The organism is Arthrobacter sp. NPDC090010, assembly GCF_044748305.1.
GTDB lineage: Bacteria > Actinomycetota > Actinomycetes > Actinomycetales > Micrococcaceae > Arthrobacter_E.
This window is the reverse complement of the sequence record NZ_JBIVFT010000002.1, coordinates 451,032-475,042: the sequence shown is the minus strand read 5'-3', so window position 1 is coordinate 475,042 and position 24,011 is coordinate 451,032. Positions and strand designations below refer to the sequence as shown.

Annotated in this window: 23 protein-coding genes and 3 tRNA genes; 19 read left to right on the top strand and 7 right to left on the bottom strand. The window is 66.6% G+C overall.

What is annotated here, in order from left to right; genetic code table 11:
• Positions 1-26: 26 nt before the first annotated feature.
• Together ACIPXZ_RS05025 and ACIPXZ_RS05020 are read right to left on the bottom strand one after the other, a co-directional pair.
• The gene (locus ACIPXZ_RS05025) at positions 27-740 is read right to left on the bottom strand and encodes a response regulator (RefSeq protein WP_400591024.1); all 714 of its coding nucleotides are present in this window, start codon (positions 738-740) and stop codon (positions 27-29) included.
• Positions 741-746: 6 nt separating this feature from the next.
• Positions 747-1,973, bottom strand: coding sequence for a sensor histidine kinase (locus tag ACIPXZ_RS05020; protein WP_400591023.1), 1,227 nt, complete (start codon positions 1,971-1,973; stop codon positions 747-749).
• 136 nt (positions 1,974-2,109) lie between these two features.
• Here ACIPXZ_RS05020 and ACIPXZ_RS05015 point away from each other — a divergent pair, with 136 nt between their 5' ends.
• From ACIPXZ_RS05015 to ACIPXZ_RS05005, 3 genes are all read left to right on the top strand, one after another.
• Positions 2,110-3,171, top strand: coding sequence for a 3-isopropylmalate dehydrogenase (locus ACIPXZ_RS05015; RefSeq protein ID WP_400591022.1), 1,062 nt, complete (start codon positions 2,110-2,112; stop codon positions 3,169-3,171).
• An 87-nt stretch (positions 3,172-3,258) separates the two neighbouring features.
• Positions 3,259-4,371, top strand: a complete 1,113-nt coding sequence (locus ACIPXZ_RS05010; RefSeq protein ID WP_400591021.1) for a branched-chain amino acid aminotransferase — start codon at positions 3,259-3,261, stop codon at positions 4,369-4,371.
• 94 nt (positions 4,372-4,465) lie between these two features.
• Positions 4,466-5,290 carry an MBL fold metallo-hydrolase gene (locus tag ACIPXZ_RS05005; RefSeq protein ID WP_400591020.1) on the top strand — a complete coding sequence of 275 codons (825 nt, stop codon included), beginning with the start codon at positions 4,466-4,468 and terminating at the stop codon, positions 5,288-5,290.
• 64 nt (positions 5,291-5,354) lie between these two features.
• Here the strand turns inward: ACIPXZ_RS05005 and ACIPXZ_RS05000 are convergent, their stop codons facing one another.
• The gene (locus ACIPXZ_RS05000) at positions 5,355-6,293 is read right to left on the bottom strand and encodes a DMT family transporter (RefSeq protein WP_400591019.1); all 939 of its coding nucleotides are present in this window, start codon (positions 6,291-6,293) and stop codon (positions 5,355-5,357) included.
• Positions 6,294-6,497: 204 nt separating this feature from the next.
• The gene (locus ACIPXZ_RS04995; protein ID WP_400591018.1) at positions 6,498-7,742 is read right to left on the bottom strand and encodes a beta-ketoacyl-[acyl-carrier-protein] synthase family protein; all 1,245 of its coding nucleotides are present in this window, start codon (positions 7,740-7,742) and stop codon (positions 6,498-6,500) included.
• 63 nt (positions 7,743-7,805) lie between these two features.
• Here ACIPXZ_RS04995 and ACIPXZ_RS04990 point away from each other — a divergent pair, with 63 nt between their 5' ends.
• The 7 genes from ACIPXZ_RS04990 (at position 7,806) to ACIPXZ_RS04960 (ending at position 12,342) form a co-directional block, all read left to right on the top strand.
• On the top strand, positions 7,806-8,420 hold the full coding sequence (locus ACIPXZ_RS04990) for a TetR/AcrR family transcriptional regulator C-terminal domain-containing protein (protein WP_400591017.1): 615 nt from the start codon (positions 7,806-7,808) through the stop codon (positions 8,418-8,420).
• Positions 8,421-8,559: 139 nt separating this feature from the next.
• Positions 8,560-9,336 carry a fumarylacetoacetate hydrolase family protein gene (locus tag ACIPXZ_RS04985; protein WP_400591016.1) on the top strand — a complete coding sequence of 259 codons (777 nt, stop codon included), beginning with the start codon at positions 8,560-8,562 and terminating at the stop codon, positions 9,334-9,336.
• Positions 9,337-9,489: 153 nt separating this feature from the next.
• Positions 9,490-11,022, top strand: coding sequence for a glutamate--tRNA ligase (gene gltX / locus ACIPXZ_RS04980; RefSeq protein WP_400591015.1), 1,533 nt, complete (start codon positions 9,490-9,492; stop codon positions 11,020-11,022).
• Positions 11,023-11,030: 8 nt separating this feature from the next.
• The gene (locus tag ACIPXZ_RS04975) at positions 11,031-11,855 is read left to right on the top strand and encodes an HAD family hydrolase (protein WP_400591014.1); all 825 of its coding nucleotides are present in this window, start codon (positions 11,031-11,033) and stop codon (positions 11,853-11,855) included.
• A 124-nt stretch (positions 11,856-11,979) separates the two neighbouring features.
• Positions 11,980-12,051: transfer RNA gene (locus ACIPXZ_RS04970), tRNA-Gln, on the top strand.
• Between the two features lie 40 nt (positions 12,052-12,091).
• Positions 12,092-12,164 (top strand) — tRNA-Glu (locus ACIPXZ_RS04965).
• Positions 12,165-12,266: 102 nt separating this feature from the next.
• Positions 12,267-12,342: transfer RNA gene (locus tag ACIPXZ_RS04960), tRNA-Glu, on the top strand.
• Between the two features lie 128 nt (positions 12,343-12,470).
• Here ACIPXZ_RS04960 and ACIPXZ_RS04955 read toward each other — a convergent pair.
• Together ACIPXZ_RS04955 and ACIPXZ_RS04950 are read right to left on the bottom strand one after the other, a co-directional pair.
• Positions 12,471-13,010, bottom strand: a complete 540-nt coding sequence (locus tag ACIPXZ_RS04955) for a DUF1697 domain-containing protein (RefSeq protein WP_400591013.1) — start codon at positions 13,008-13,010, stop codon at positions 12,471-12,473.
• A 15-nt stretch (positions 13,011-13,025) separates the two neighbouring features.
• Positions 13,026-13,745, bottom strand: coding sequence for an IclR family transcriptional regulator (locus ACIPXZ_RS04950; RefSeq protein ID WP_400591012.1), 720 nt, complete (start codon positions 13,743-13,745; stop codon positions 13,026-13,028).
• Positions 13,746-13,883: 138 nt separating this feature from the next.
• Between ACIPXZ_RS04950 and leuC the strand changes: the two genes are divergently transcribed.
• The 8 genes from leuC (at position 13,884) to ACIPXZ_RS04910 (ending at position 22,557) form a co-directional block, all read left to right on the top strand.
• Positions 13,884-15,323: a 3-isopropylmalate dehydratase large subunit gene (leuC, locus tag ACIPXZ_RS04945; protein WP_400591011.1), complete on the top strand. Its 1,440-nt coding sequence runs from the start codon at positions 13,884-13,886 to the stop codon at positions 15,321-15,323.
• Positions 15,324-15,355: 32 nt separating this feature from the next.
• Positions 15,356-15,955 carry a 3-isopropylmalate dehydratase small subunit gene (gene leuD, locus ACIPXZ_RS04940; protein ID WP_400591103.1) on the top strand — a complete coding sequence of 200 codons (600 nt, stop codon included), beginning with the start codon at positions 15,356-15,358 and terminating at the stop codon, positions 15,953-15,955.
• A 260-nt stretch (positions 15,956-16,215) separates the two neighbouring features.
• Positions 16,216-17,538, top strand: coding sequence for a UDP-N-acetylglucosamine 1-carboxyvinyltransferase (gene murA / locus ACIPXZ_RS04935; RefSeq protein ID WP_400591010.1), 1,323 nt, complete (start codon positions 16,216-16,218; stop codon positions 17,536-17,538).
• Positions 17,539-17,558: 20 nt separating this feature from the next.
• Complete coding sequence (locus ACIPXZ_RS04930; protein ID WP_400591101.1) at positions 17,559-18,359, top strand: lysophospholipid acyltransferase family protein; 801 nt, start codon at positions 17,559-17,561, stop codon at positions 18,357-18,359.
• Positions 18,356-19,414, top strand: a complete 1,059-nt coding sequence (locus ACIPXZ_RS04925) for an NAD(P)H-dependent glycerol-3-phosphate dehydrogenase (protein WP_400591009.1) — start codon at positions 18,356-18,358, stop codon at positions 19,412-19,414. Before ACIPXZ_RS04930 ends, ACIPXZ_RS04925 begins: the two co-directional genes overlap by 4 nt.
• Before the next feature lie 24 nt (positions 19,415-19,438).
• A complete protein-coding gene (locus tag ACIPXZ_RS04920) occupies positions 19,439-20,572 on the top strand; it encodes a D-alanine--D-alanine ligase family protein (protein ID WP_400591008.1) in 1,134 nt (377 codons plus the stop codon).
• Positions 20,573-20,704: 132 nt separating this feature from the next.
• Positions 20,705-21,358 (top strand): GntR family transcriptional regulator, encoded by a 654-nt coding sequence (locus tag ACIPXZ_RS04915; RefSeq protein ID WP_400591007.1) that lies wholly within the window; start codon positions 20,705-20,707, stop codon positions 21,356-21,358.
• A complete protein-coding gene (locus ACIPXZ_RS04910) occupies positions 21,355-22,557 on the top strand; it encodes an MFS transporter (RefSeq protein ID WP_400591006.1) in 1,203 nt (400 codons plus the stop codon). The genes ACIPXZ_RS04915 and ACIPXZ_RS04910 overlap by 4 nt, the downstream gene beginning before the upstream one ends.
• 30 nt (positions 22,558-22,587) lie before the next feature.
• Here the strand turns inward: ACIPXZ_RS04910 and ACIPXZ_RS04905 are convergent, their stop codons facing one another.
• Positions 22,588-23,109: a DUF3515 domain-containing protein gene (locus ACIPXZ_RS04905; RefSeq protein ID WP_400591005.1), complete on the bottom strand. Its 522-nt coding sequence runs from the start codon at positions 23,107-23,109 to the stop codon at positions 22,588-22,590.
• Positions 23,110-23,446: 337 nt separating this feature from the next.
• Here ACIPXZ_RS04905 and ACIPXZ_RS04900 point away from each other — a divergent pair, with 337 nt between their 5' ends.
• Positions 23,447-24,007, top strand: a complete 561-nt coding sequence (locus tag ACIPXZ_RS04900; RefSeq protein ID WP_400591004.1) for a hypothetical protein — start codon at positions 23,447-23,449, stop codon at positions 24,005-24,007.
• The last annotated feature ends 4 nt before the right edge of the window (positions 24,008-24,011 follow it).

Sequence of the window (24,011 nt, the reverse complement as noted above, 5' to 3'; positions counted from 1 at the left end):
CGGAACCCGGCCATGCGGAGGGAGGCTCAGGAGCCGCCCGGGACGACCACACCCGTCTCGTAGGCCATGACCACGAGTTGCACCCGGTCACGGGCCTGCATCTTGGCCAGTACGTGGCCCACGTGGGTCTTCACCGTGGCTTCGGAGACGAAGAGCTTCTGGGCGATCTCAGGATTCGAGTCGCCCTGGGCGATCATCTCGAATACCTCGCGCTCGCGGGGCGTGAGGGAATCGAGTTCCTGTTGATGCGCGCCATCGGACTGCTGGCTGTGCCGCAGCATGGGGGCGACATGGTCCAGGAGGCGACGGGTGGTGGAGGGCGCGATCACGGCGTCTCCCCGGTGCACCGTCCTGATGGCCTCCAGGAGTTCCTCGGGGGGAGCATCTTTCAGGAGGAAGCCGCTCGCCCCCGCCTGGATCGCTTCCAGGGCGTACTCGTCGAGGTCGAAGGTGGTCAGGACGACCACCTTGAGCTGGCAGCGTTGAGAGCCGTCCGGCTGCCGGGCAGAGTCCTCCAGAAGACGCCGGGTGGCTTCGATACCGTCCATCCCGGGCATCCGGACGTCCATGAGGACGACGTCGGCCGCCGTCGCGGCAAGCGCCTGCAGGGCTTCGATTCCATTCGAGGCCTGTGCCACCACGGTCAGATCGGGCTGGGAGTTGATCAGCATGCTGAACCCGGATCTGACGAGTTGCTGATCGTCGACCAGGGCGACGCGGATGGGGCTGTTCTCCTGCACTGTTGCTCAGGCCTCCGAATAGGGGATGAGGGCTTCCACGGTGAAGCCGCCGCCGCTCTGGGGCCGGGCCGTCACCGTTCCATCGTAGAGGGCCACGCGTTCGCTCATACCGCGCAGACCATTGCCTCCGCCGGGGCCGGGAGGGGCGGCCGCTGCGCCTCGTCCGTCGTCGCGGACGGAGACCGCCAGGCCTTTGGCGGTCCAGCTCAGCCGTGCGTCGACCGAGGCCGCCGGCCCGGCGTGTTTGAGGCAGTTCGTCAATGCTTCCTGCATGAGCCGGTAGGCCGTGAGTTCGGCCCCGGCAGGGAGTTCCTTGCGTGGAGCCCCTTCCTGCGTGAGCAGCACGGACAGGCCGCTGGCGCGGAGGTCGTTGACGAGATCGGGAATGTCCTCCAGGCCGGGCTGGGGCCGGTAGTCGGCTTCCTGTTCCTGGCGCAGGACCCCGAGCAGCCGTCGCATCTCCGCGAGGGAGGACCTGCCGGTCTGCGCGATCGTCTCCAGAGCCTGTCGCCCCATTTCCGGATCGGCGACGGCGGCGTAGCGTCCTCCGTCGGCCTGCGTGATGATGACGGAGAGGGAATGCGCCACGATGTCGTGCATCTCGCGGGCGATATGCGCCCGCTCGTCGGCGGCGGCGAGGGCCCGCTCGTGCTGGTTCTCGACTTCGAGCCGGCGCGCCCGGTCTTCGATGGCCTGGATCCGGAGGCGCCGGGCCCGCGTGAGCGCGCCGAGCGTCCAGCAGAACAGCACGACCATCCACAAAGTCACGGAGACGAGCCCGACGCCGAGCAGCTCACCGCGGGAGTAGTCGCTGACATTCTGGAGCAGGATCTTCCCGGGCAGCAGGATGCCTCCGAGGAGCCCGAGCATGAGGGAGAAACGGCCGTCCCAGCGCTTGCCGTAGGCCGCGGCGGCGTAGATGACGAAGGGGACTGCGATGATGCCGCCGGCGAGGTCGTATTCGATGAACAGGCTCGCCACGCAGAGCGCCGCAAGGACCCACATCGCAGCGCGCGGACGGGTCCGGCGCCAAGCCAGGGTGGCCAGCATCGGGACGCTGAGGAATGCTCCCCAGATCCGGCTGGAGTACATGGGATCCTCGCTGCCGGGATACGGCAGGAAGGAGAGCAGGTAGACCGCCTCCACGCCGAGGGTGACGAGGAGTGCCACGAGCGCGTCCACCATGAAGGGGCGTTCGTGAGTCCAGGTGTTGATGCGCTGCCAGAATTCCATCGTTCACGACCTTAGGCCATGGGCGCCTCTCCCGCCTCAGACCGCGGTGGGAAATCACAGGAGTGGGCGCAGAGAACGGTTGTCCAGAATATGAGATGCGTTGCTCATATTCTGGATGCGCTGGCACAGTGGAATCATGAGCGCGAGCAGCATCGATCTGGCAGTCATCCCCGGCGACGGCATCGGCCCTGAAGTCACGGCCGAGGCTCTCAAGGTGCTCACCGCCGCCGTCGCACGCGACGGTGTCGAGGTGACGCCCACCCACTACACCCTGGGCGCCCAGCACTGGCTTGAGACCGGCGAGACCCTGCCGGAGAACGTGCTGGAAGATCTGAAGACCCGCGAGGCCATCCTGTTCGGCGCCATCGGTGCTGCACCGGGTGACACCCGGATCCCGTCCGGTCTGATCGAACGCGAACTGCTGCTGAAGCTGCGCTTCTCCCTGGACCACTACGTGAACCTGCGCCCCTCACGCCTGTACGGCACAGTGGGAAGCCCTCTGGCGAACCCCGGGGAGATCGATTTCGTGGTGGTCCGCGAAGGAACCGAAGGCCCTTATGTAGGCAACGGCGGCACCCTTCGTGCGGGCACCCCGCACGAAGTGGCCACCGAGGTCTCCCTCAACACGGCGCACGGCGTGGAGCGCGTGGTCCGCGACGCCTTCCGCCGCGCCAGCCAGCGCCCGCGCAAGAAGCTCACCCTCGTGCACAAACACAACGTCCTGGTGTTCGCAGGGCACTTGTGGAAGCGCACCGTCGAGGCTGTCGCCCAGGAATTCCCTGAGGTCAGCCACGACTACCTGCACGTCGATGCGGCCACGATCTTCCTGGTCACGGACCCGGCCCGCTTCGACGTGATCGTCACGGACAACCTCTTCGGTGACATCCTCACCGATCTCGCCGCTGCCGTCACGGGTGGCATCGGCCTGGCGGCGTCCGGGAACATCAACATGGACCGCACCGCACCCTCCATGTTCGAACCCGTGCACGGTTCGGCGCCCGACATCGCCGGCCAGCAGAAAGCGGACCCCACGGCGGCCATCCTCTCCGCCGCGCTCCTGCTCGATCACCTGGGCCATCACGAGGCGGCCCGACGCATCGAGACGGCCGTGGTCGCCGACGTCGAATCCCGCACGGGTGCTGCTCGCACCACGCGTGAGATCGGCGAGGCCATCACCGCAGCCGTCCGCGAAGCGTAAGCTTGACAAGGACAACTCACCAGCCGCCGCAGGCGTCCCCTCAGCGATGAGCAAGGCGCCGCACCGGCGGTACCTTTTGGAGGAATCATGACTGCGACGGCACAGGACGTCACCTTCACCATCCAGCGCTCGGAGACCCCGAAGACCGCTGAGGAACGCGCTGCGATTCTGGAGAACCCGGGATTCGGCAATTACTTCACCGACCACACCGCCGTCGTCGACTACACCGTCGGCGAGGATGGCAAGGGCGGCTGGCATGACGCCCGTGTGGAGCCTTACGGGCCGATCAGCCTGGACCCGGCCGCCAGCGTCCTGCACTATGGCCAGGAGATCTTCGAAGGCCTCAAGGCCTACCGGCACGCGGACGGTTCCGTCTGGACCTTCCGTCCGGATGCGAACGCCCGCCGACTGAACAAGTCCGCGGAGCGTCTCGCCCTGCCGCAGCTCCCGGAGGAGATCTTCGTCGAGGCCATCAAGCGCCTGGTCGCCGAGGACTCTGCTTGGGTTCCCTCCGGTGACGGTGAGGCGCTCTACCTGCGTCCGTTCATGATCGCGACCGAGGCGTTCCTGGGCGTCCGTCCCGCGCACGAGGTCTCCTTCCGTGTGATCGCCTCGCCCGCCGGGAACTACTTCGGCGGCGAGCTCAAGCCCGTGTCCATCTGGATCTCCCGTCAGTACGCCCGCGCCGGCCGCGGCGGCACCGGTGCGGCCAAGTGCGGCGGCAACTATGCGGCGTCGCTCATCGCCCAGATGGAGGCCGAGGCCAACGGCTGCAAGCAGGTCCTCTTCCTGGACCCGTTCAATGACAACGCCGTGGAAGAGCTGGGCGGCATGAATGTCTTCTTCGTGCTGAAGGACGGATCCCTCGTCACTCCGGCACTTTCGGGCACCATCTTGGAAGGCGTCACCCGCTCTTCGATCATCACCGTGGCGCAGGAGATGGGCCGCGAGGTGACCGAACGGAAGATCACCCTGGACGAGTGGCGCGACGGCGTGGCCTCCGGGGAGATCGCCGAAGTGTTCGCCTGCGGCACCGCTGCCGTCATCACGCCCATCGGTTTGCTGAAGGACGAGACCGAGCACATCGGCAGCGAGGATGCCAAGGCCGGCGAAGTCACCATGGCCATCCGCGAACGTCTGCTGGGTATCCAGACCGGTGCCGTCGAGGACACCCACGGCTGGCTGACCCGCCTCGCCTGATTTCTTTTCCGCGCCGCCATGTGCACGCGAATGGCCGGTACCGGACTCCGGTACCGGCCATTCGCGTGCACCTGGCGGCGGTTAAGCTGGGCACATGCCGCTTGAAAGCCGTCCATTGCCCTGGGCCGGTACGGACCTGACCCCTGGCCGCCTCGTGGCCGTCGCCCCTGGAGTTCGGGTGCTTCTGGCTCCGAACCCTGGACCGATGAGCCTGAACGGAACTCAGTCTTATGTGCTGGGAGCCGATGGTGAGTGCCTCGTGGTCGATCCCGGGCCCGAGGACGAACGACATCTCGCGCTGCTGGCCGGAGTCAGTCCGGCTACGGTCCTTGTGACACATCGGCACGCGGACCATACCGCCGGAGTCGACCGCCTACATGAACTGAGCGGTGCACCCGTGCGCGCGGCCGCCGCCGGGTTCTGCCGCTCGGGCGCGCCCCTGCGCGACGGCGAGACGCTCGGGCCGGCGGGTGAGTTGCGGGTTGTGTCGACGCCCGGGCACACCTCTGATTCACTCAGTTTCCACTGGACGGGGGAGCGGGGGAGCTACCTGCTGAGCGGGGATACGATCCTGGGCGCCGGAACCACCATGCTGGATCACCCCGATGGGTCGCTGAGGAACTACCTCGGGAGCCTTGAGAGGCTGGCCGGGCTCGCGGCGTCGAACCCGGGCACCCGGGTGCTGCCGGCGCACGGCGGACTGGGTGCCGGACTGGCCGCCGTCGTGAATGAATACCGGGCGCACCGCCTTGCCCGTCTCGCGGAGGTGCGGACCGCCGTCGCGCAGCTGGGTGACGACGTCGACGCCGTGACGGCGCGTGTGTATCCGGACGTGCCGAACGGGGTGCTGCCTGCGGCGCGGCTGAGCATCGCGGCGCAGCTGCGGTATCTGCGTGAGCACGCCGGCACGCGGGAGTGAGCGCAGCGCCGATCGCCGAGAGGATACGAGTCCGCGCTCACCCTGTCCGGGGTTCGCGTGTCGTTCACAGCTTGGATCGACCTGGCCCCGTTCGGGCCGCCGGAAGAGCCGCCGAGGCCGTATCGGTCGTAGAGCGGTGTCCGAAGGAGATGCGTCCCTGGCTGAGGGCGATGCCGGCCACGACGACCACGGCCCCCAGCGGCTCATTCCAGGAGACGGATTCACCGAGCACCGCGATTCCCAAGGCCACGCCCACCACCGGGGTGAGGTATGTGACGGTTGACGCATTGGTGGCGCCCCAGGCGGCCACGACGTTCGTGTTCCACAGATAGGCCAGCCCGGTTCCTGCGATGCCAAGAGCTGCAACGCTGAGCACCACGGGCCACGACAGGTGAACCGGATCCGTGGCGGTCAGCGGGGCGAGCACCAGCATGATGACGGCCCCGAGCCCGACCTGCACGGTCGCCACCGGCAGCGCGGGTAAACCGCGCGGCGAGACGAACCGCCGCAGGTAGACGAAGGCCAGCCCATAGGACAGGGTGGCGAGCAGGCAGGCTGCCTGAGCCAGGCCCTCACCTCTGGAAAGTCCGCGCCAAGGCCCGAGGACAACCACGACGCCGATGAATCCAAGCAGCAGGCCTGCGAGCTTGCTGCGGTTCGGGCGCTCCTCGGGCAGTGCAACGGATGCGACCAGCAGCGTCATCAGCGGCGTCGTCGCGTTGTAGATGCTGGCAAGCCCGGACGGAACATGCAGCTCGGCCCAGCTGAACAGGGAGAACGGCACGACGCAGAGCAGGACCGAGACGACCGCCAGATGCCCCCATATCGCCGGATCGCGCGGCAGCCGCTGCCTGGTCACCGCCGTCACGGCCAGTAGAGCCATGGCACCCGCCAGCAGCCGTCCCAAGACCACCTGGGACGGCGAGAGTCCCTCCAGGGCGATCTTGATGAACAGAAAGCTGGAACCCCAGGCCAGCGCCAGCATGAGGAATTGACTGAGCACTGCGGCAGAGGGTGCCGCTCTGAATCGGGCCATCATGTTTCGCGGTCTCCGTGCTCCAGGAGCCGGGAGCTCACGGCGTGGACGATGTGTCCGGCATGGTGGGGCCCGTTGGCCTGCCACCATGCCACAGACTCCAGTGTCCTCCGTGTCACGGCCATGCACTGGCGATATTCGGACATCGCGGTCCGGGGGCGCCGAGGAGGACTACTCCTGCGCGCCGCGGGGAGCGGTCGTGATGACGAGGGAGACGTTCTGCCCTCCGAATCCGAATGAATTGCTGAGTACCGCGGGCTGAGGAAGATCGCGGCGTTCGACGGCGATGTCCAGTTCGATCGCCGGATCGGCGTCGTGCTCAGTGAGATTCCGCGTCGGCGGGACGACGCCGTGTTCCACGCTGAGGACGGCGAGCAGTGCCTCGAGGGCTCCGGCCGCCCCGAAGAGGTGTCCGAACGCCGCCTTGGGCGCCGTGACCGTGGTTCGGCCGAACACATCATGGATCGCTCGCGCCTCGCCGCTGTCACCGACCGGTGTGCCCGTGGCGTGCGCGTTGATGTGACTGATCTGCTCAGGGACGAGCCCCGCCTGGGCCAAGGCCTTGCGCATCGCTGCGATCTGGCCCGAACCGTCGGGAGCCGGCGCCGTGATGTGGTGCGCATCGGAGGTGATGCCGGCCCCTGCGAGCATGGCATGGATGTGTGCGCCCCGCGCCCGTGCGTGATCGGCCCGTTCCAGGATGACGACGGCGGCGCCCTCGGCGAGGACGAAGCCCCCGCGATCTGAGGCGAACGGCCGTGAGGCTGAGGCCGGGTCCGTCCCCGGACCTGCCAGAGCCCGGGTCTGGGCGAATCCGGCCACCGTGATCGGAGTGATGGCGGCTTCGGTGCCGCCCGCGATGACGACGTCCGCTTCTCCGGCGCGGATGAGCCGGGCACCGAGTGCGATCGCTTCGGCCCCGGAAGAGCAGGCGGATACGGGGGTGTACGAACCGCCCATGGCACCGTACTGGATGCTGACGGTCGCCGCCGCGGCATTGGGCATGAGCATGGGGATGGTGCGTGGAGAGACGCGGCGCGCTCCTTGGCCCTCCAGTACGTCGTCCTGTCCGAGCAGCGTTTCGACACCTCCGATACCGGTGCCGATGGCGACCGCCAGGCGGCCGGCGTCGAGGTCCGGTGCGCCGGCGTCGGTCCAGGCCTCCGCTGTGGCGACCAGTGCGGCCTGCTGCGAACGGTCGAGGCGCTTGGCCTGTACCGGATCCAGCAGGGTCCCAGGGTCCACGACCATCCTTCCGGCGACCTGAGGTGGGAGACCGGATTCCGCCAAGCCGGGCAGCTTCAAAGTCTGCAGTCCGGACTCGCCGGCCAGGAAGGCCGTCCAGCTTGAGGTGACGTCGGGGCCGAGGGGAGTGATGGCGCCCAGGCCGGTGATGGCGACTTCGGGGAAGTCCATGATGCCCACCTTTCTTGTATGACATACAACTATGGGTCAATTTGTATCACATACAATTTGAGGATGCGGAGAGAACAAGGCGCGAAAAGGCCTCCTGCGGGGGCGGCCCGGGGTGGTGTCACCCGGTATCGCCTCATTGAGACGGCAGCCCGGCTCTGTGCTGAAGGGCGTGGGGCCGAGCCGAGTGTCTCGGAGATCGCCGCCGCGGCTGGGGCGTTTCCGAATCAGGTCACCTATCACTTCGGCTCCAAGGATTCGCTGCTCCTGCATGCCGCGTTCTTCAACCTTTTGCATGAGACGAGGCGGGTCGAACGCATCGGACGCCGGGCGCCCGACGCCGAAACCTTCAGGCGCAACATCGCGCGCGCAGTGCTCGCGTTGCCCTCCCTGCCGTTCGTGGCGCGAGCCCTGGCCACCGGCGTCGCCAAGCCTGAACTGGCTCCCGTGGTCGAGCAGCACGTGCACTTGCTTTTCCGCCAGTCCGAACGGTTCGTCCGGCAGCTTGTGGACGCCCGCGGATGGACCGTTGAACGTCCTCTCGATGTGGAGGCGAGGACCTTCTGGAGTGCGGCTCTCGGTGCCGCGCTCCTTTCCCGTGCCGGGGTGGACGGCACCGCGGCTGACCTGGATCTGGCCGGGGTGCTGACTGTTCGTGAAGGTGCACGGGGTCCGGAGTGAGTCGCTGCGGCGCGCGTATTTCGCGCCCTGATGTGGTTTCGGCGCCCCAATTGGGGCGCGCGCGTCGAATCAGAGCGCGAAATCCGGGCGGTTCGGATACTCAAGCGTTCCGGGTCCCTCGCACCCTAGACTTAGCACCATGCGTATCGCCCGTTTCGTTGTTGACTCTGAACCCCTGTATGGCATCGTGGACGGCCCGGAAGGTGCCGAGACCATCACCGTGATCCACGGAGACCCCTTCTTCAATGGGGTGGAACGTACGGGAACCACGCACCAGCTGGAGGACGTCCGCCTCGTGGCGCCGATCATTCCGCGCAGCAAGGTGGTGGGTGTCGGCCGCAACTACGCCGAGCATGCAGCGGAACTCGGCAACGAGGTTCCGGAGGAGCCACTGCTCTTCCTCAAGCCGAACACCTCCGTGATCGGCCCTGGAGAACCGGTCTTCCTGCCCGAGTTCAGCGAAGAGGTGTCCTTCGAAGGTGAACTGGCCGTGGTGATCGGCCGGATCTGCAAGGACGTCCCCGCTGAGCGGGCCGACGACGTCATCTTCGGCTACACCTGCGCGAACGACCTGACCGCCCGCGACGTTCAGCGTCGTGAGAAGCAGTGGGCCCGCGCCAAGGGCTTCGACGGCTCGGCCCCGCTCGGTCCCTGGATCCAGACGGAACTGGACACTGAGAACCTGTCGCTCCGGACCTCCGTGAATGGCGAACTGAAGCAGGACGGCGACACGGCGGACATGATCTGGGGCGTCAAAGAGCTTGTCGCCGAGGTGTCCCGGGCCTTCACCCTGCTGCCCGGCGACGTCATCCTCACCGGAACCCCTGCCGGCGTCGGCCTCCTGAATGAAGGGGACCGGGTATCGGTGGAGATCGAGGGCATCGGCACTCTGAGCAACCCGGTGGTCCGCCGCTGATTCATCCAGATCCCCTGTCTGGTGTATCCGGAATCCGGTGTACGCGAATGGCCGGTGCAGAGCCTCTGCACCGGCCATTCGCGTACATCGGGCGCAGGGTTGCCGGCGTCGGGCGGAAAATTCCGTGCGGGGAGTCGTTAAGATGGAATCACTATGACTAGCGCTGAACTCTCTGGTTCCGAAATCAACAGGCCCGAAATCCCCAGTGTCGATGAGAACACCCCCGTCCGGGTGCGCTTCTGCCCTTCTCCCACGGGCACTCCTCACGTCGGCCTGATCCGCACCGCCCTGTTCAACTGGGCCTACGCCCGTCACACCGGCGGCACGATGATCTTCCGCATCGAGGACACGGATCAGCAGCGGGATTCCGAGGAGAGTTACCAGCAGCTCCTGGAGGCTCTGGCCTGGCTCGGCATCACCTGGGACGAGGGCGTGGTCACCGGTGGTCCGCACGAGCCCTACCGCCAGTCCCAGCGCGGGGACATCTACCAGGGAGTCATCGCCAAGCTCGTGGCCGGTGGGCACGTGTACGAGTCCTACTCCACGCCGGAGGAGATCGAGGCACGGCACCGTGCCGCGGGCCGCGATCCCAAGCTCGGCTATGACGGCTTCGATCGCGAACTCAGCGAGGACCAGGTTGCGGCGTTCAAGGCCGAGGGCCGTGAACCCGTGCTGCGCCTGCGCATGCCGGACGAGGATCTCACCTTCAACGACCTGGTCCGTGGTGAGATCACCTTCAAGGCCGGTTCCGTGCCGGATTTCGTGGTGGTCCGGGCCAATGGCCAGCCGCTCTACACCTTGGTCAACCCGGTGGACGATGCGCTGATGGGAGTCACCCATGTGCTCCGTGGCGAGGATCTGCTGTCCTCGACGCCTCGCCAGATCGCGCTGTACCGCGCCTTGCACGCCATCGGCGTCGCGCAGTACATGCCGCTCTTCGGCCACCTGCCGTACGTCATGGGCGAGGGCAACAAGAAGCTCTCCAAGCGTGACCCGCAGTCCAACCTCTTCCTGCAGCGGGACAAGGGCTTCATCCCGGAGGGCCTGCTGAACTACCTGGCACTGCTCGGCTGGTCGCTCTCCGCGGACGAGGACATCTTCACGGTGGACCAGCTGGTGGCGAACTTCGACATCCACGATGTCCTGGCCAACCCGGCCCGCTTCGATCAGAAGAAGGCCGACGCCATCAACGGCACCCACATCCGTCTGCTCGACGGAGCGGACTTCCGCAATCGGCTCGTGCCGTATCTGCGCGCCGCCGGTTTGGTGGGGGAGACCCTCACCAAACGGGAGGAGGAGATCCTCACGGAGGCCGCTCCGCTGGTTCAGGAGCGCATCACCCTGCTGGGCGAGGCTCCGGAGATGCTCGCGTTCCTCTTCAAAGCGGACGACTCGATCGACATCGCTCCGGACGCCCTGAAGGGCCTGCCGGAGAACGCCGGCGAGGCACTCGACGCGGCCGTGAGCGCTCTGGAAGCCCTTGCGGACTGGAACGCGGAGACCATCCAGGATGCTCTGCGCGGCGCGCTGGTGGATGGCCTCGGGCTCAAGCCGCGCCTCGCCTTCGGCCCGGTCCGCACGGGGATCTCCGGACGCCGCATCTCACCGCCGCTCTTCGAGTCGATGGTGATCCTGGGCAAGGAGTCCTCCCTGGCCCGTCTGCGCGCCTTCCGCGCCACCCGCTGAGACGCGCCGTGACTACGACGGGCGTCCTGTTCGACATCGATGACACCCTGGTGGATCTGGCGTCGGCCATGACCACCGCCCTGGGCGGCAGCCTCGTGGAGACGCTGTCGCCCCGGGACGCCCGGCGGCTCGGTCTGGGCGCAGGGGTGCCTGCAGGCGACGACGCCGAGGAGTACCGTCTGTGGCGGACCTTCAGTGAGCACTTCGTCCAGGACCTCTCCGGTTCCTATGACGATTACCTCGCCGGCCGCCTGAGCTTCGTCGAGATGCGTGTTGTCCGGCTTCACCGGGCTTCGGCCTTGTTGGACCTGGCAGTGGAGGACGACCTGGCGCAACGCTGGGTGAGGCGTTTCGCGGAGCTCGCCGAGACCGGGGTGACGTCGTTCCCTGATGTTCCGCCGATGCTGGACCTGCTCGATGAGAGCGGTATCCCGTACGGCGCCGTGAGCAACAACGTCGAGGCCTTCCAGCGCGCCAAGCTCGGCTATGCGGGACTCGAACGGATCGACGTCGTGGTCGGGACGGACACGCTCGGCGTGACCAAGCCGGACCCGGCCATCTTCCACGAAGGAGCGCGCCTGATCGGTGTGGAGCCGGCGGATTGCTGGTACGTGGGTGACAACCCCGTCGTCGATCATGACGGTTCCGTGGCGGCAGGTCTGCGGGGTGTCTATCTGAACCGGGGGGTGTCCGGCAGCGGAAGCTCGGGGAACTCCCCGGTTCCTGGTGGGATGCGGCTGACGGGGGAGCGGACCATGATCCGTTCGCTCACCGAGTTGCCAGCGTTGTTGGGGCTGGATGTGCTGCGCGGCGAGGCCGAACCGGTTCGATGACGGGGTGTGATGAATCCGGCTGTTCGCCGATTTGTCACCTGCCAGTGGAACGGGTAAAGTTATTACTCGTGCTGAGGGGCACGGCGAACCGTAAGGGGAGCCGAAGATTGTCCTGAAATGCCGATGGGATATGGTGTAATTGGCAACACTACGGTTTCTGGTACCGTCATTCTAGGTTCGAGTCCTGGTATCCCAGCGCAATGTTTCCTCAGGGAATCAAAGCAGGAAAGTACTCCGGCCCCATCGTATAGCGGCCTAGTACGCCGCCCTCTCACGGCGGTAACGCGGGTTCGAATCCCGCTGGGGTCACGAAGTCATTCATGCGGTTGAACCGCAGGGATGGCTTTTCGTCTGATCGGTTGATCCGATCGGCATCGGGCGCGAGCCGGGATTCCGGTGAGCGTGTACTTCGGCCCCATCGTATAGCGGCCTAGTACGCCGCCCTCTCACGGCGGTAACGCGGGTTCGAATCCCGCTGGGGTCACCATTCAATCCCCGGTCCTCATGGGCCGGGGATTTTCGTTTCCCACCGAATGCGGGGTGGCTTTCCGGAACGCGAGGTCACTTATGGCCCAATAAATGGGGTTTGGAGGGCTCTAAGTGACCCCGCGTTCCTCAGGCGAGGGCGGCCTGGACTTTCAGCAGGGTGCGGAGGTTGCGGGTTGTGGTGAAGGGCTTGTAGGCGGCCTTCATCATGAGCTTGGACACCGGGGCATCCGTGCTGGACCCCACAGCGACCTGTGTGGCGATGGCGTTCGGGGTCAGCCGGACGATGCTATTTGCTCCTAGCGACGCGGCCTCTTTCACCAGCGCATCGAGGACTGCGGGATCACTCGCCAGGGTCACGTAGGAGTGCATGGCAGGATCGTCGGCCGGATAAGGAGTGGCCGCGATGACCTGGTCGATGTCCTCCGGAGTGGTCACGATGACCCAGGCTTCGTAGCCGAAACGCTCGCGGAGGGCATTCTCGCAGGAGGTCTTGACCTCGGCTGCCGGGGCCTCTGATTCCAGGACCACGTTGCCGGTGGCCAGGAGGGTCTTCACGGCCGAGAACGGGGGCCTGTCCAGACAGGTACGCAACTCGGCCATCTTGATGGTGATGCCGTTGACGTTGATGCCCCGGAGGAACACGGCGTAGCGGGCTGCAGAAGTCATGGCCTCAGGATTTCCTCAGTCGCCGGTCTTGCGCAAGGCCTCCGTGAGGAGACGGCCCGCATTGCAGACCACTTCGGCGTGCATCCGGCCCGGCTGACGGGTCAGTCGCTCGATGGGTCCGGAGATCGACACCGCAGCGATCACTCTGCCGGACGGCCCACGGACGGGGGCCGAGACGGACGCGACGCCGGGTTCGCGTTCGCCCAGGCTCTGTGCCCAGCCCCGCCGTCGTACTCCGGCCAGAACGGTGGGGGTGAAGCGAGCGCTCTGCAGTCCTTCCAGCAGCCTGTCGTGGTCTTCCCAGGCCAGGAGGACCTGAGCGGCGGAGCCGGCCTTCATGGAGAGCTGGGTGCCCACCGGGATGGTGTCGCGCAGCCCGACCGGGCGTTCGGCGGAGGCGACGCAGACGCGCCACTCGCCTTGCCTGCGGAAGATCTGGGCGGATTCGCCGGTGGCGTCGCGCAATTGGAGCAGCACTGGCCCGGCCGAGGCGATCAGCCGGTCTTCACCCGCGGCGGCCGCCAGCTCGACCAGACGGCTGCCCAGCACGAAACGGCCCTGAATGTCGCGGCTCACCAGGCGGTGGTGGACCAGGGCGAGAGCCAGCCGGTGGACTGTCGGACGGGCGAGCCCGGTGGCGGCGACGAGCTGGGCGAGGGTGGTGGGACCGGCCTCGAGGGCATCCAGTACCTGTGCTGCTTTGTCGATGACTCCGACGCCACTTGATGTGTCCATACATTGATATTGCCGTCTCAATATCTGAGATGCAAATCAGTTTCGCTGGCACTGACGCCGCCGGTGCTGGAACAGTTGAAGGACAGCAACGAAACAACGCGGGCACAACCGTCTGCGGATCGAAGGGAGAAAGAGGCCATGGGCAGGACGCTGGCCGAGAAAGTCTGGGACGCACACGTGGTGCGCAAGGGCGAAGGCGAAGGAGTCAACGCCCAGCCGGACCTTCTCTTCATCGATCTCCATCTGGTCCATGAGGTGACCTCTCCGCAGGCCTTCGAGGGTCTCCGTCTGGCGGGCCGTCCGCTACGCCGCCCCGATCTGACGATCGCGACGGAAGACCACAACACCCCGACGATCGACATCGACAAGCCGATCCCGGACCCCACCAGCCGTACCCAGATCGAGACTTTGCGGGCCAACTGCAAGGAATTCGGTGTCCGCCTGCACTCGCTGGGTGACAAGGAACAGGGCATCGTCCACGTGGTGGGACCCCAGCTCGGTCTGACCCAGCCCGGCATGACCGTGGTCTGCGGGGACTCGCACACGTCGACACACGGTGCCTTCGGTGCTCTGGCCATGGGCATCGGCACCTCCGAGGTGGAGCACGTGATGGCCACCCAGACGCTGTCCCTGAAGCCGTTCAAGACGATGGCGATCAACGTCGAGGGGACCTTGAAGCCGGGCGTCTCCTCCAAGGACATCATCCTGGCGGTCATTGCCAAGATTGGCACCGGCGGTGGCCAGGGCTACGTCCTGGAGTACCGTGGTTCGGCCATCCGCGCGCTCTCCATGGAAGCACGCATGACCATCTGCAACATGTCCATCGAGGCGGGCGCCCGTGCCGGCATGGTGGCGCCGGACCAGACCACCTTCGATTTCGTCCAGGGCCGTCCGCACGCGCCGGAAGGCGCCGACTGGGACGCCGCCGTGGAGTACTGGAAGACGCTGACCACCGATGAGGACGCGGTCTTCGACGAAGAGGTCTTCCTCGACGCCGACACCCTGGAGCCGTTCGTCACCTGGGGCACCAACCCGGGCCAGGGCGTGTCCCTCTCCCAGGCCGTTCCCGACCCCGACTCCTTCGGTGACGAGAATGAGAAGGCCGCGGCTCGCCGGGCCCTCGAGTACATGGACCTGGAAGCCGGGACCCCCATGAAGGAGATCCGGGTGGACACCGTGTTCCTGGGTTCCTGCACCAATTCCCGACTCGAGGACCTGCGAGCGGCAGCGGACATCATCCGGGGCCGGTCGAAGGACCCGAACGTCCGCATGATGGTCGTCCCGGGCTCGGCCCGCGTCCGCCTGGAGGCTGAAGCCGAGGGGCTCGACAAGGTGTTCAAGGAGTTCGGTGCGGAGTGGCGCTTCGCAGGATGCTCGATGTGCCTGGGCATGAACCCGGATCAGCTGGCGCCGGGGGAGCGTTGCGCCTCCACCTCGAACCGCAACTTCGAAGGCCGGCAGGGCAAGGGCGGACGCACTCACCTCGTCTCGCCCGTCGTGGCCGCCGCCACCGCCATCCGGGGCACGCTGAGCTCTCCCTCGGATCTGGAACCGCTGGCTCAGGACGTTGCCGCCTGAGCGGCGCACCGACGATTTCGCAGGAGCACATGATGGAAAAATTCACCACTCACACCGGCGTCGGCGTCCCGCTGCGTCAGAGCAACGTCGACACGGACCAGATCATCCCCGCCGTATACCTCAAGCGGATCACCAGGACGGGGTTCGAGGACGCCCTCTTCGCCGGCTGGCGCAAGGATGAGAACTTCATTCTCAACCGTGAACCGTTCAACCACGGTTCCGTCCTGGTGGCGGGCCCTGACTTCGGCACCGGTTCGTCCCGCGAGCACGCCGTCTGGGCGCTCAAGGACTACGGCTTCCGGGTGGTGCTCTCCGCGCGCTTCGCCGACATCTTCCGGGGCAACTCCGGGAAGCAGGGGCTTCTGGCCGCCGTCGTTGCGCAGGACGACATCGAGCTGATCTGGAAGGTTCTGGAGAACGCGCCAGGCACCGAGATCCGAGTGGACCTGGAGTCCAAGACGGTGGAGTGCGGCAATGTCGTGGCACCGTTCCAGATCGACGACTACACGCGGTGGCGTCTGCTGGAGGGCCTGGATGACATCGGCCTGACCCTGCAGCACGAAGAGGACATCACCGCCTACGAAGCCACACGGCCGTCCTTCAAGCCGAAGACGCTGCCCGCCAAGAGCTGAACGGCTCAGGGCTGAACGGCTCAGAGCTGAACGGCTCTGGGCTGAATCGGAGAAACATGACGACGCCGGTCTCCCGTACAGGGAGGCCGGCGTCGTCATGTTTCTGGAGCGGTTGATCGGAACCGGGCTACGGCGCAGCCGTGCCGACGCAGGACGAAGTGCGCCCACCGTGCCGCTGGCCCCTAAGCTGGGAGGAGCTTCTATGCTTGATGAGGAGCGGCGCCAGGGCCCGCTCCGCCGGAACGCGAGGACAGGTGTCGATGAGTAGTGTGCTGACCATCCGTGGCGGGGTTCCGCTGAGTGGGCGGGTCACCGTCCGAGGGGCGAAGAACCTCGTGCCCAAGGCCATGGTGGCAGCTCTGCTGGGCAACGCACCGTCGGTCCTCCGCAACGTCCCTGAAATCAAGGACGTTGAGGTCGTCACCAGCCTGCTCCAGCTCCACGGTGTATCCGTGGAGAAGGACCCGGTGACCGGGGACCTCACTTTGGACCCCTCCAATGCGACGAAGGCCTCCCATACGGAGATCGACGCCCATGCGGGGGACTCTCGCATTCCGATCCTGCTGTGCGGGCCTCTCATCCACGCGATCGGTGCGGCCTTCATCCCGGATCTCGGAGGCTGCCGGATCGGTGACCGGCCCATCGACTTCCACCTCCGCGTACTGCGCGAGTTCGGCGCCGTCGTCGAGAAGACGGTCAACGGCATCCACATCTCGGCCCCTGACGGCCTGAAGGGTACCCGGATCACCCTCGACTACCCGAGTGTCGGCGCCACGGAACAGGTCCTGCTCTCCGCCACGCGTGCCGAGGGCATCACCGAACTGCGCGGTGCTGCGATGGAACCCGAAGTGATCGATCTGATCGCCGTGCTCCAGAAGATGGGGGCGATCATCGGGGTCCAGGCGGACCGCACCATCCGGATCGAGGGTGTTCCCGAACTGAGCGGGTACGACCACCGTGCGCTGCCGGACCGCAACGAGTCGGCTTCCTGGGCGTCCGCAGCGCTGGTGACCCAGGGCGACATCTTCGTCGCCGGGGCCGCGCAGCACGACATGATGACCTTCCTGAACACCTACCGGAAGGTGGGAGGCGGGATGGACATCACCGACGAGGGCATCCGCTTCTACCACCCCGGTGGCAAGCTCAACCCGCTGGTGCTCGAGACCGATGTGCACCCCGGATTCATGACGGACTGGCAGCAGCCGCTCGTGGTCGCGCTGACGCAGGCCGAAGGTGTTTCGATCGTCCACGAGACCGTCTACGAGAATCGTTTCGGGTTCACGGAGGCGCTGTCCCGGATGGGGGCGAACATCCAGCTTCATCGTGAGTGCCTCGGCAGCGTTCCCTGCCGTTTCGGACAACGGAACTTCCTCCACTCCGCAGTGATCTCAGGCCCCACGCCCTTGCAGGGCACTGACATCGACGTGCCCGATCTGCGGGGTGGATTCAGCCATCTGATCGCGGCGCTCGCGGCCACTGGTGTCTCCCGGGTCACCGGGACGGAAGTCATCCAACGGGGCTACGAGCACTTCACCGACAAGCTCGCCGGACTCGGCGCCGATTTCGATCTCACGGAGGCCTGAACCGAATGGCGACCACGGGTATGAAGGAGAGCCGTGTCAGCGGGGCGACGTTCGTCTTCCTCGCCTCAGTGCTCCGCCCGCTCATGAACCTGACGTTGAGCAAGGAATGGAAGGGGCTGGAGAACATCCCCGACGGTGGCTTCATCGCCGCGCCGAACCATGTCACCGAGATCGATCCGATCGTGGTCGGTCACATGCTCTACAACGCCAAGCGACCGCCGCACTTCCTGGCCAAAGCCAGTCTTTTCAAGATCCCGTTCGTCGGCTGGCTGCTGCACAACACGCGCCAGGTGCCGGTGGAACGATCCTCGGCCGGAGCCAACAATTCGCTCAGGGTGGCTCAGGAGGTGGTGGACGCCGGAGGCTCGATCATCATCTACCCCGAGGGGACGCTCACCCGTGACCCGGATCTGTGGCCGATGAAGGGGCATACGGGCGCCGCCCGTCTGGCCCTTCAGACCGGGGCGCCCGTGGTCCCTGTGGGGCACTGGGGCGCGCAAGAACTCTTCCCGCGTTACGCCAAGCGCCTGTATCCCTTCCCACGCAAGAAGGTCCGCGTGCTGGTGGGCCCGCCGGTGGACCTGGACGATCTCCGCGGCAAACCGATGACCAAGACCGTCCTGACCGAGGCGACGGCGCGCATCATGGATGCGATCACGGTCCTGGTGGCCGAGCTCCGTGGCGAGGAAGCGCCCCGTGAACGGTGGGATGCGGCCGCGCACGGGCAGAAGGCGACCGGCCGGTTGACGGATGATGCCGAGGGCTCGGCCCCTGCCGCCGGGTCCTCGTCCGAGGAGACTCCGGGGGAGGGCGCGGCATGAGCCCGGTTGATTCATTGCCACGGTCGCAGACATCCCTGAAGATCGCCGTGATGGGCTCAGGCTCCTGGGGAACCACCTTCGCCAAGGTCCTCGGGGATGCCGCCGGGACGTCCGAGGAACAACGGGACGTGGTTCTCTGGGCCCGCCGTTCAGAAGTGGCCGAGGAGATCAACCGGGAGCACCGCAACCACCGGTACCTCCAGGACACCGTGCTGCCCGGGGCGGTACGTGCAACGGACCGGGTCGAGGACGCGTTGTCCGACGCCGACGTCGTCGTGCTGGCCGTTCCTGCGCAATCCTTGCGCGAACAGCTGCGCGTCTGGAAGGACTTCGTCTCGCCGACGGCCCTGGTGGTCTCTCTCATGAAGGGCCTCGAGCGCGGTACCGATGAGCGCATGAGCCAGGTGATCGCGCAGGAGTGGGAGGCGGACGAGGACAGGATCCTGGTGCTCTCCGGCCCCAATCTCGCCCTTGAGATCGCTCGCGAGGAACCGACTGCCTCCGTGGTGGCGTGTTCCGATGAACAGGCGGCGCACTACGTGGCCGAACTGTGCACCGCCCCCTATTTCCGGCCGTACACGAGCTCCGACGTGGTGGGCGTGGAGATCGGCGGAATCGTGAAGAACGTGATCGCCTTGGCCGTCGGCATCTGCGAGGGACGCGCCATGGGCGACAACACCAAGGCATCCGTGATCACGCGCGGCCTCGCAGAGACCACCCGTCTCGCCATCGCCCTGGGAGGAGAGGCCCACACGCTCGCGGGCCTGGCCGGCCTCGGAGACCTTGTGGCGACCTGCGCATCCTCGCTGTCCAGGAACCACACCGCCGGGAAACTCCTGGGCCAGGGCCTCACCCTCCCCGAGGTGGTGGAACGCATGACGCAGACGGCCGAAGGGGTGAAATCGGCCGAAGCGGTGCAGGAACTCGCGGCGCGCAACGGCGTCGAAATGCCCATCACGGCCGCCGTGGTGGCGGTCCTGGACGGTAGGCTGGCAGTCGACGAGCTGGGTCCGCTGCTGCTGAACCGCTCCCTGAAATCCGAAGACGGCTACTGAGCCGCCCGGAAGAAGACCTTTCGAATGAACGGAAACAACGTGACCGACGCCGCCCGCAAACCACGCATCGCTGTCCTTTTCGGCGGCCGCTCCAGCGAGCACGCCGTCAGCTGTGTCACCGCCGCCGGTGTCCTGGGCGCCATCGATCGTGACAAGTATGATGTGATCCCGATCGGCATCGCCAAGACCGGCCAGTGGGTCCTGCCCCAGGGCGACGTGAGTCAGTGGTCCCTCAGCGGGGGAGCGCTGCCGGAGGTGCAGCCGGGCGACGCGACCGTGGCGCTCGCGGAGATCGGTGGCGAGCACCAGCTCATCGTGGCGGCTCCGGATCAGGTGCCCACCGAACTCGGGCAGGTGGACGTGGTGTTCCCGCTGCTGCACGGCCCGTTCGGCGAGGACGGCACGGTGCAGGGACTGCTGGAGCTCAGTGACACCCGCTACGTGGGCGCCGGCGTCCTGGCCTCCGCCCTCGGCATGGACAAGCACTTCATGAAGGTGGTGTTCGAGTCCGCGGGTCTCGCCGTCGGCCCCTATGTGGCCGTGACGGACCGCCAATGGCAGAGCGAGCCCGAGGGCGTGCGCTCCCGGGTGGAGGCTCTGGGTTTCCCGGTTTTCGTCAAGCCGGCACGGGCCGGTTCGAGCATGGGCATCTCGAAGGTGGACCGTGTGGAGGACCTGGACGCGGCCATCGAGGAAGCCCGCAGGCACGACCCCAAGCTCGTCATCGAAGCGGGCATCGTCGGCCGGGAAATCGAATGCGCCGTCCTGGAGGGCCGCGGCATGGATGCGCCGCGAACCTCGTTGCCCGCGGAGATCGCCGTGGCGGTCGGTGACCACAGCTTCTACGATTTCGAGGCCAAGTACGTCGACAATGCGGCGTCGCTGAGCTGCCCTGCCGAGCTTCCAGAGGGGGCTATCGAGGAGGTACGCCGCCTGGCCGCGCTCGCTTTCGAGGCGATCGGAGCCGAAGGCCTGAGCCGGGTCGACTTCTTCTACACCCCGGAGGGTGAATGGGTGATCAATGAGATCAACACTCTTCCGGGCTTCACGCCGAAGAGCATGTATCCCCAGATGTGGGCTGCCACGGGCCTGAACTATCGAGAGCTGATCGACGAGCTCATCCACTTGGCGTTGAACCGGAGGACCGGATTGCGCTGACAGACCGGTCTCCCGCACCGCCTGCACCGCCCACGACGGCGGCGATCCACCTTCCGGTGGATCGCCGCCGTCGTCGTTTCGCACCGCCTCCCTGTTGCATCTATCAATAGATGCAACAGTTAGACTAGAGGCATGTCAGCAGAACGCACGGTGTCCGCAGCCTCGGAGAAGGCCTATCTCGAACTCTCCCGACGGATCATCGTCGGAGACCTTGCGCCGGGCTCACTTCTGACCGAAGGCGAGTGTTCCGTCGAACTCGGCATGAGCCGCACCCCGGTGCGGGAGGCGTTCCTCCGGCTCTCCGCAGAAGGGCTGCTGAGGCTCTACCCGAAGAAGGGGGCGGTCGTGACCAGCGACGACGGTGCGGCGATGCCCCAGCTTCTGGAAGCGAGGCTGCTTCTGGAGGTCGCCGGCGTTCAGGCCGTGGCGAATGATCCGGAGGCTCGGCAGCGGCACCTTGATGAACTCGCGCGGCATCTTCACGCTCAGCTGGCGTCCGCCACGAACGGTGACGCCCTCGCCTTCGCGCGCGCCGACCACGCCTTCCACGTGGCGGTCGCCACGGCCACGGGGAACACGATCCTGGCATCTTTCTACGAACAGCTCCGGGTTCGCCTGGAGCGATTGACTGTCTCAGCGGTACGGAGCGGACGTGTGGGCCTGGAGGAATTCCTGGATCAGCACCGTCGTCTCGAGGAGCTCTTCCGTGCCGGGGATGCGTCTGGCTACGAGCACCTGCTCCGGGCGCACATGGGCGTTTATGGTGCGGAAGGCTTCATGGCATGACCAAGCCGTGGTTCCGTGCGGCGTGCGCCCTGTTCGTCATCGCCTGGGGTGGGAATCACTTCACCCCGCTCCTGCATCTCTATGAAGTCCGCTTCGGCTATTCGGAAGTCATGGTGGACGTCTTCCTCGGCACCTATGTTGCGGGCCTGATCCCAGGTCTGCTGCTCGGCGGAGCCCTCTCGGACCGCCATGGCCGCCGCCCGGTGGTCCTGGCCGGTGTGCTGCTGTCCGTCCTGGCCAGCGCGATCCTGGGACCAGGCTCCTCTTCCGCCGTCGCCATGTGCCTGGGGCGTTGCCTGGCCGGAGCCTCGGTAGGCATCGCAATGTCCGTCGGCAGCAGCTGGGTCAAGGAGCTCACAGTGCTGGAACGAGTGCCTGGACGTCCGGCGTGGAAGCAGGCCTCCGCCGGTGCGAGGCGGCCGGCTCTAGCCCTCACTCTCGGGTTCGGGCTCGGCGCGGGAGTCTCCGGTTCGATCGCTCAATGGGGTCCGTTGCCGTCCCTGCTGCCCTACGCGGTTCACGTGGTGCTGGGCCTTCTGGCTCTGGTGTCGGCTCTGCGGGTCCCGGAGACCGTGCGGTCGGACCGTGCGGTTCCGCGCACCCGACTGCTGGACGATCTGAGGGTTCCGCTGGCCGGCCACCGGCGATTCCTGCGGGTCGTGCTTCCGGCGGCGCCCTGGGTCTTCGCCACTGCAGGTATCGGCTACGCGGTGATCCCCTTGCTGCAGGCTCCTCACCTGGGACAATGGACTCTTGCCTACGCCACGGGGCTGACTGTGCTCACGCTCGGGGTCGGCGCCGTCGTGCAGCCGTTCGTTCCGAAGATCGACGTCGCGACGGGCGGACGTGCGTCAGTGGTCGGGCTCCTGGCGATGTCGTTCGGGATGCTGCTTGCTGCGGGCAGCGCGGTGCTCGGGTCGCCCTGGCTCGGTGCGCTCGCCGCTGCGGTCCTGGGAGCGGCCTATGGCACGACGCTGGTGTCAGGCCTCATGGAAGTGCAGGTGATCGCCGGTCCCGCGGATCTGGCGGGGCTGACCGGCGTGTACTACAGCCTCAGTTACGTGGGATTCCTGCTGCCGATCGTGCTGGCGTCACTGGCTCCGGCTTTCTCATATCCGGTCATGCTGCTCGGCGTCACCGTCCTGTGCCTGGGCTGTCTCGGTGTCCTCAGCTGGGGGTTGCGCAGCGCGTCACGCTGAGGGACGGCGGGGATGCCCGGCCGCGGGCGGTCACTTGCCGCCGCTGGGCAGGTTCTGCAGATCCTCCTGGCCGACACACTTGCCGCTCGCCTTGATCTTGCTGACCGGGTTCGCCAGTTCGGCCAGCACCGTGGCGGAGGAGATCTTATTGGGATCCATGAGGATCTCCACCGCAGGCTTACGGCCGAACGTGGTCAGGGTCCAGGCGGGATTGCCTTCTTTGATGACCCAATCCACTCCGTTGACCGTCACGCAACGGTCCGTGGTGGGACCCGGGGGGTTGACGCCGCACCGCAGGATCACCAGGGAAGGGTCGCCCCAGGCCGCGGTGGCCTGCGCGTTCGTCTTGCGGAGTGTTGAATCGGCGATCACGTCCGGCAGGGCCACCATCATGGGCGCACAGCCCGGATTCGCGGCGTCTTCGGCGGGAGTGACGTCGACGGTGGCGGAGCAGCCGCTCAGGGCCAGAGCCGACACCGAGAGTGCCACGATCAGGGCCCCCTTGCCTGGGAATCTGAGATCTTGCAGCAGGGAACGACGAACGGCACGCATGGGACAAGCCTACCGAGGGTTGCTGGAACTTCCCCAGTCGAGAGCCCGAGGGTGAAGCCGATGCATCCATAAGGCCAGATGTCCGACATTTGCGGTAGTATCGAGCGATATACCGCAGATCCGGGGGAATGGGCGTGCGGTGTCTGGGATCGCACGAACGCTGGGGATGTCTTTGACGCTTGGAAAATCTGGCGCGCTCCGCTGGGGCGCCGCAGCGCTTTATGGCTTACTCGCGCTTTGCGGCTTATTCGCGCTCTGCGGACTGCTTCTATTGTCTCCGGCGACGACGACCGCCGCCCGGGCGGACGACGTCGTTCCTCCGGTACCCGAGGTGACCGTGCCCGCGGACCCCGGCAGCCCTCCAGCGGAGCAGCCGGGCGAGCAACCCTCGACGCCGGTCCCGCCACTCGTGGTGGCCACCGTGCGTCCTCCGGTGGTCGCGACGGTGCCACCCCGGACACCGGAGCGCCCGGTGCAGCCGCAACCGCAGCTGCAGCCGATCCAGCAGGGCGACCCCGGACCGGAAACGCAGGTGGTTCCTCAGCCGCGTCCTGAGGAACCGCAACCGCAGGAGGAAGCACTCCCCGAAGTCACCCCGCAGGAGGCGGGCACTTCGACCGGTCCAACACCGACTGCGACGCCCACCAAGACGGCAGCCTCCACCACGACGTCACCCAGCCCGAGTGTCTCCACTTCGCCTTCCGCCATCGCCAGCGCCACGGCCATTCCCGTCGGCTCGCAGAGCACTGGCCATCGAGAACCCGAAGCAGCGGGGAGCCCGCTTCCCGTCCAGCTGCTGACGATGGCGGCCCTCGCCATCGGATGTCTCGTGTACTTTCGCACGCTGAAGTCACGGGCTGCGGCCCGTCCGTCAGCCGGCCGCGCCACTGGGCTGTGATCCA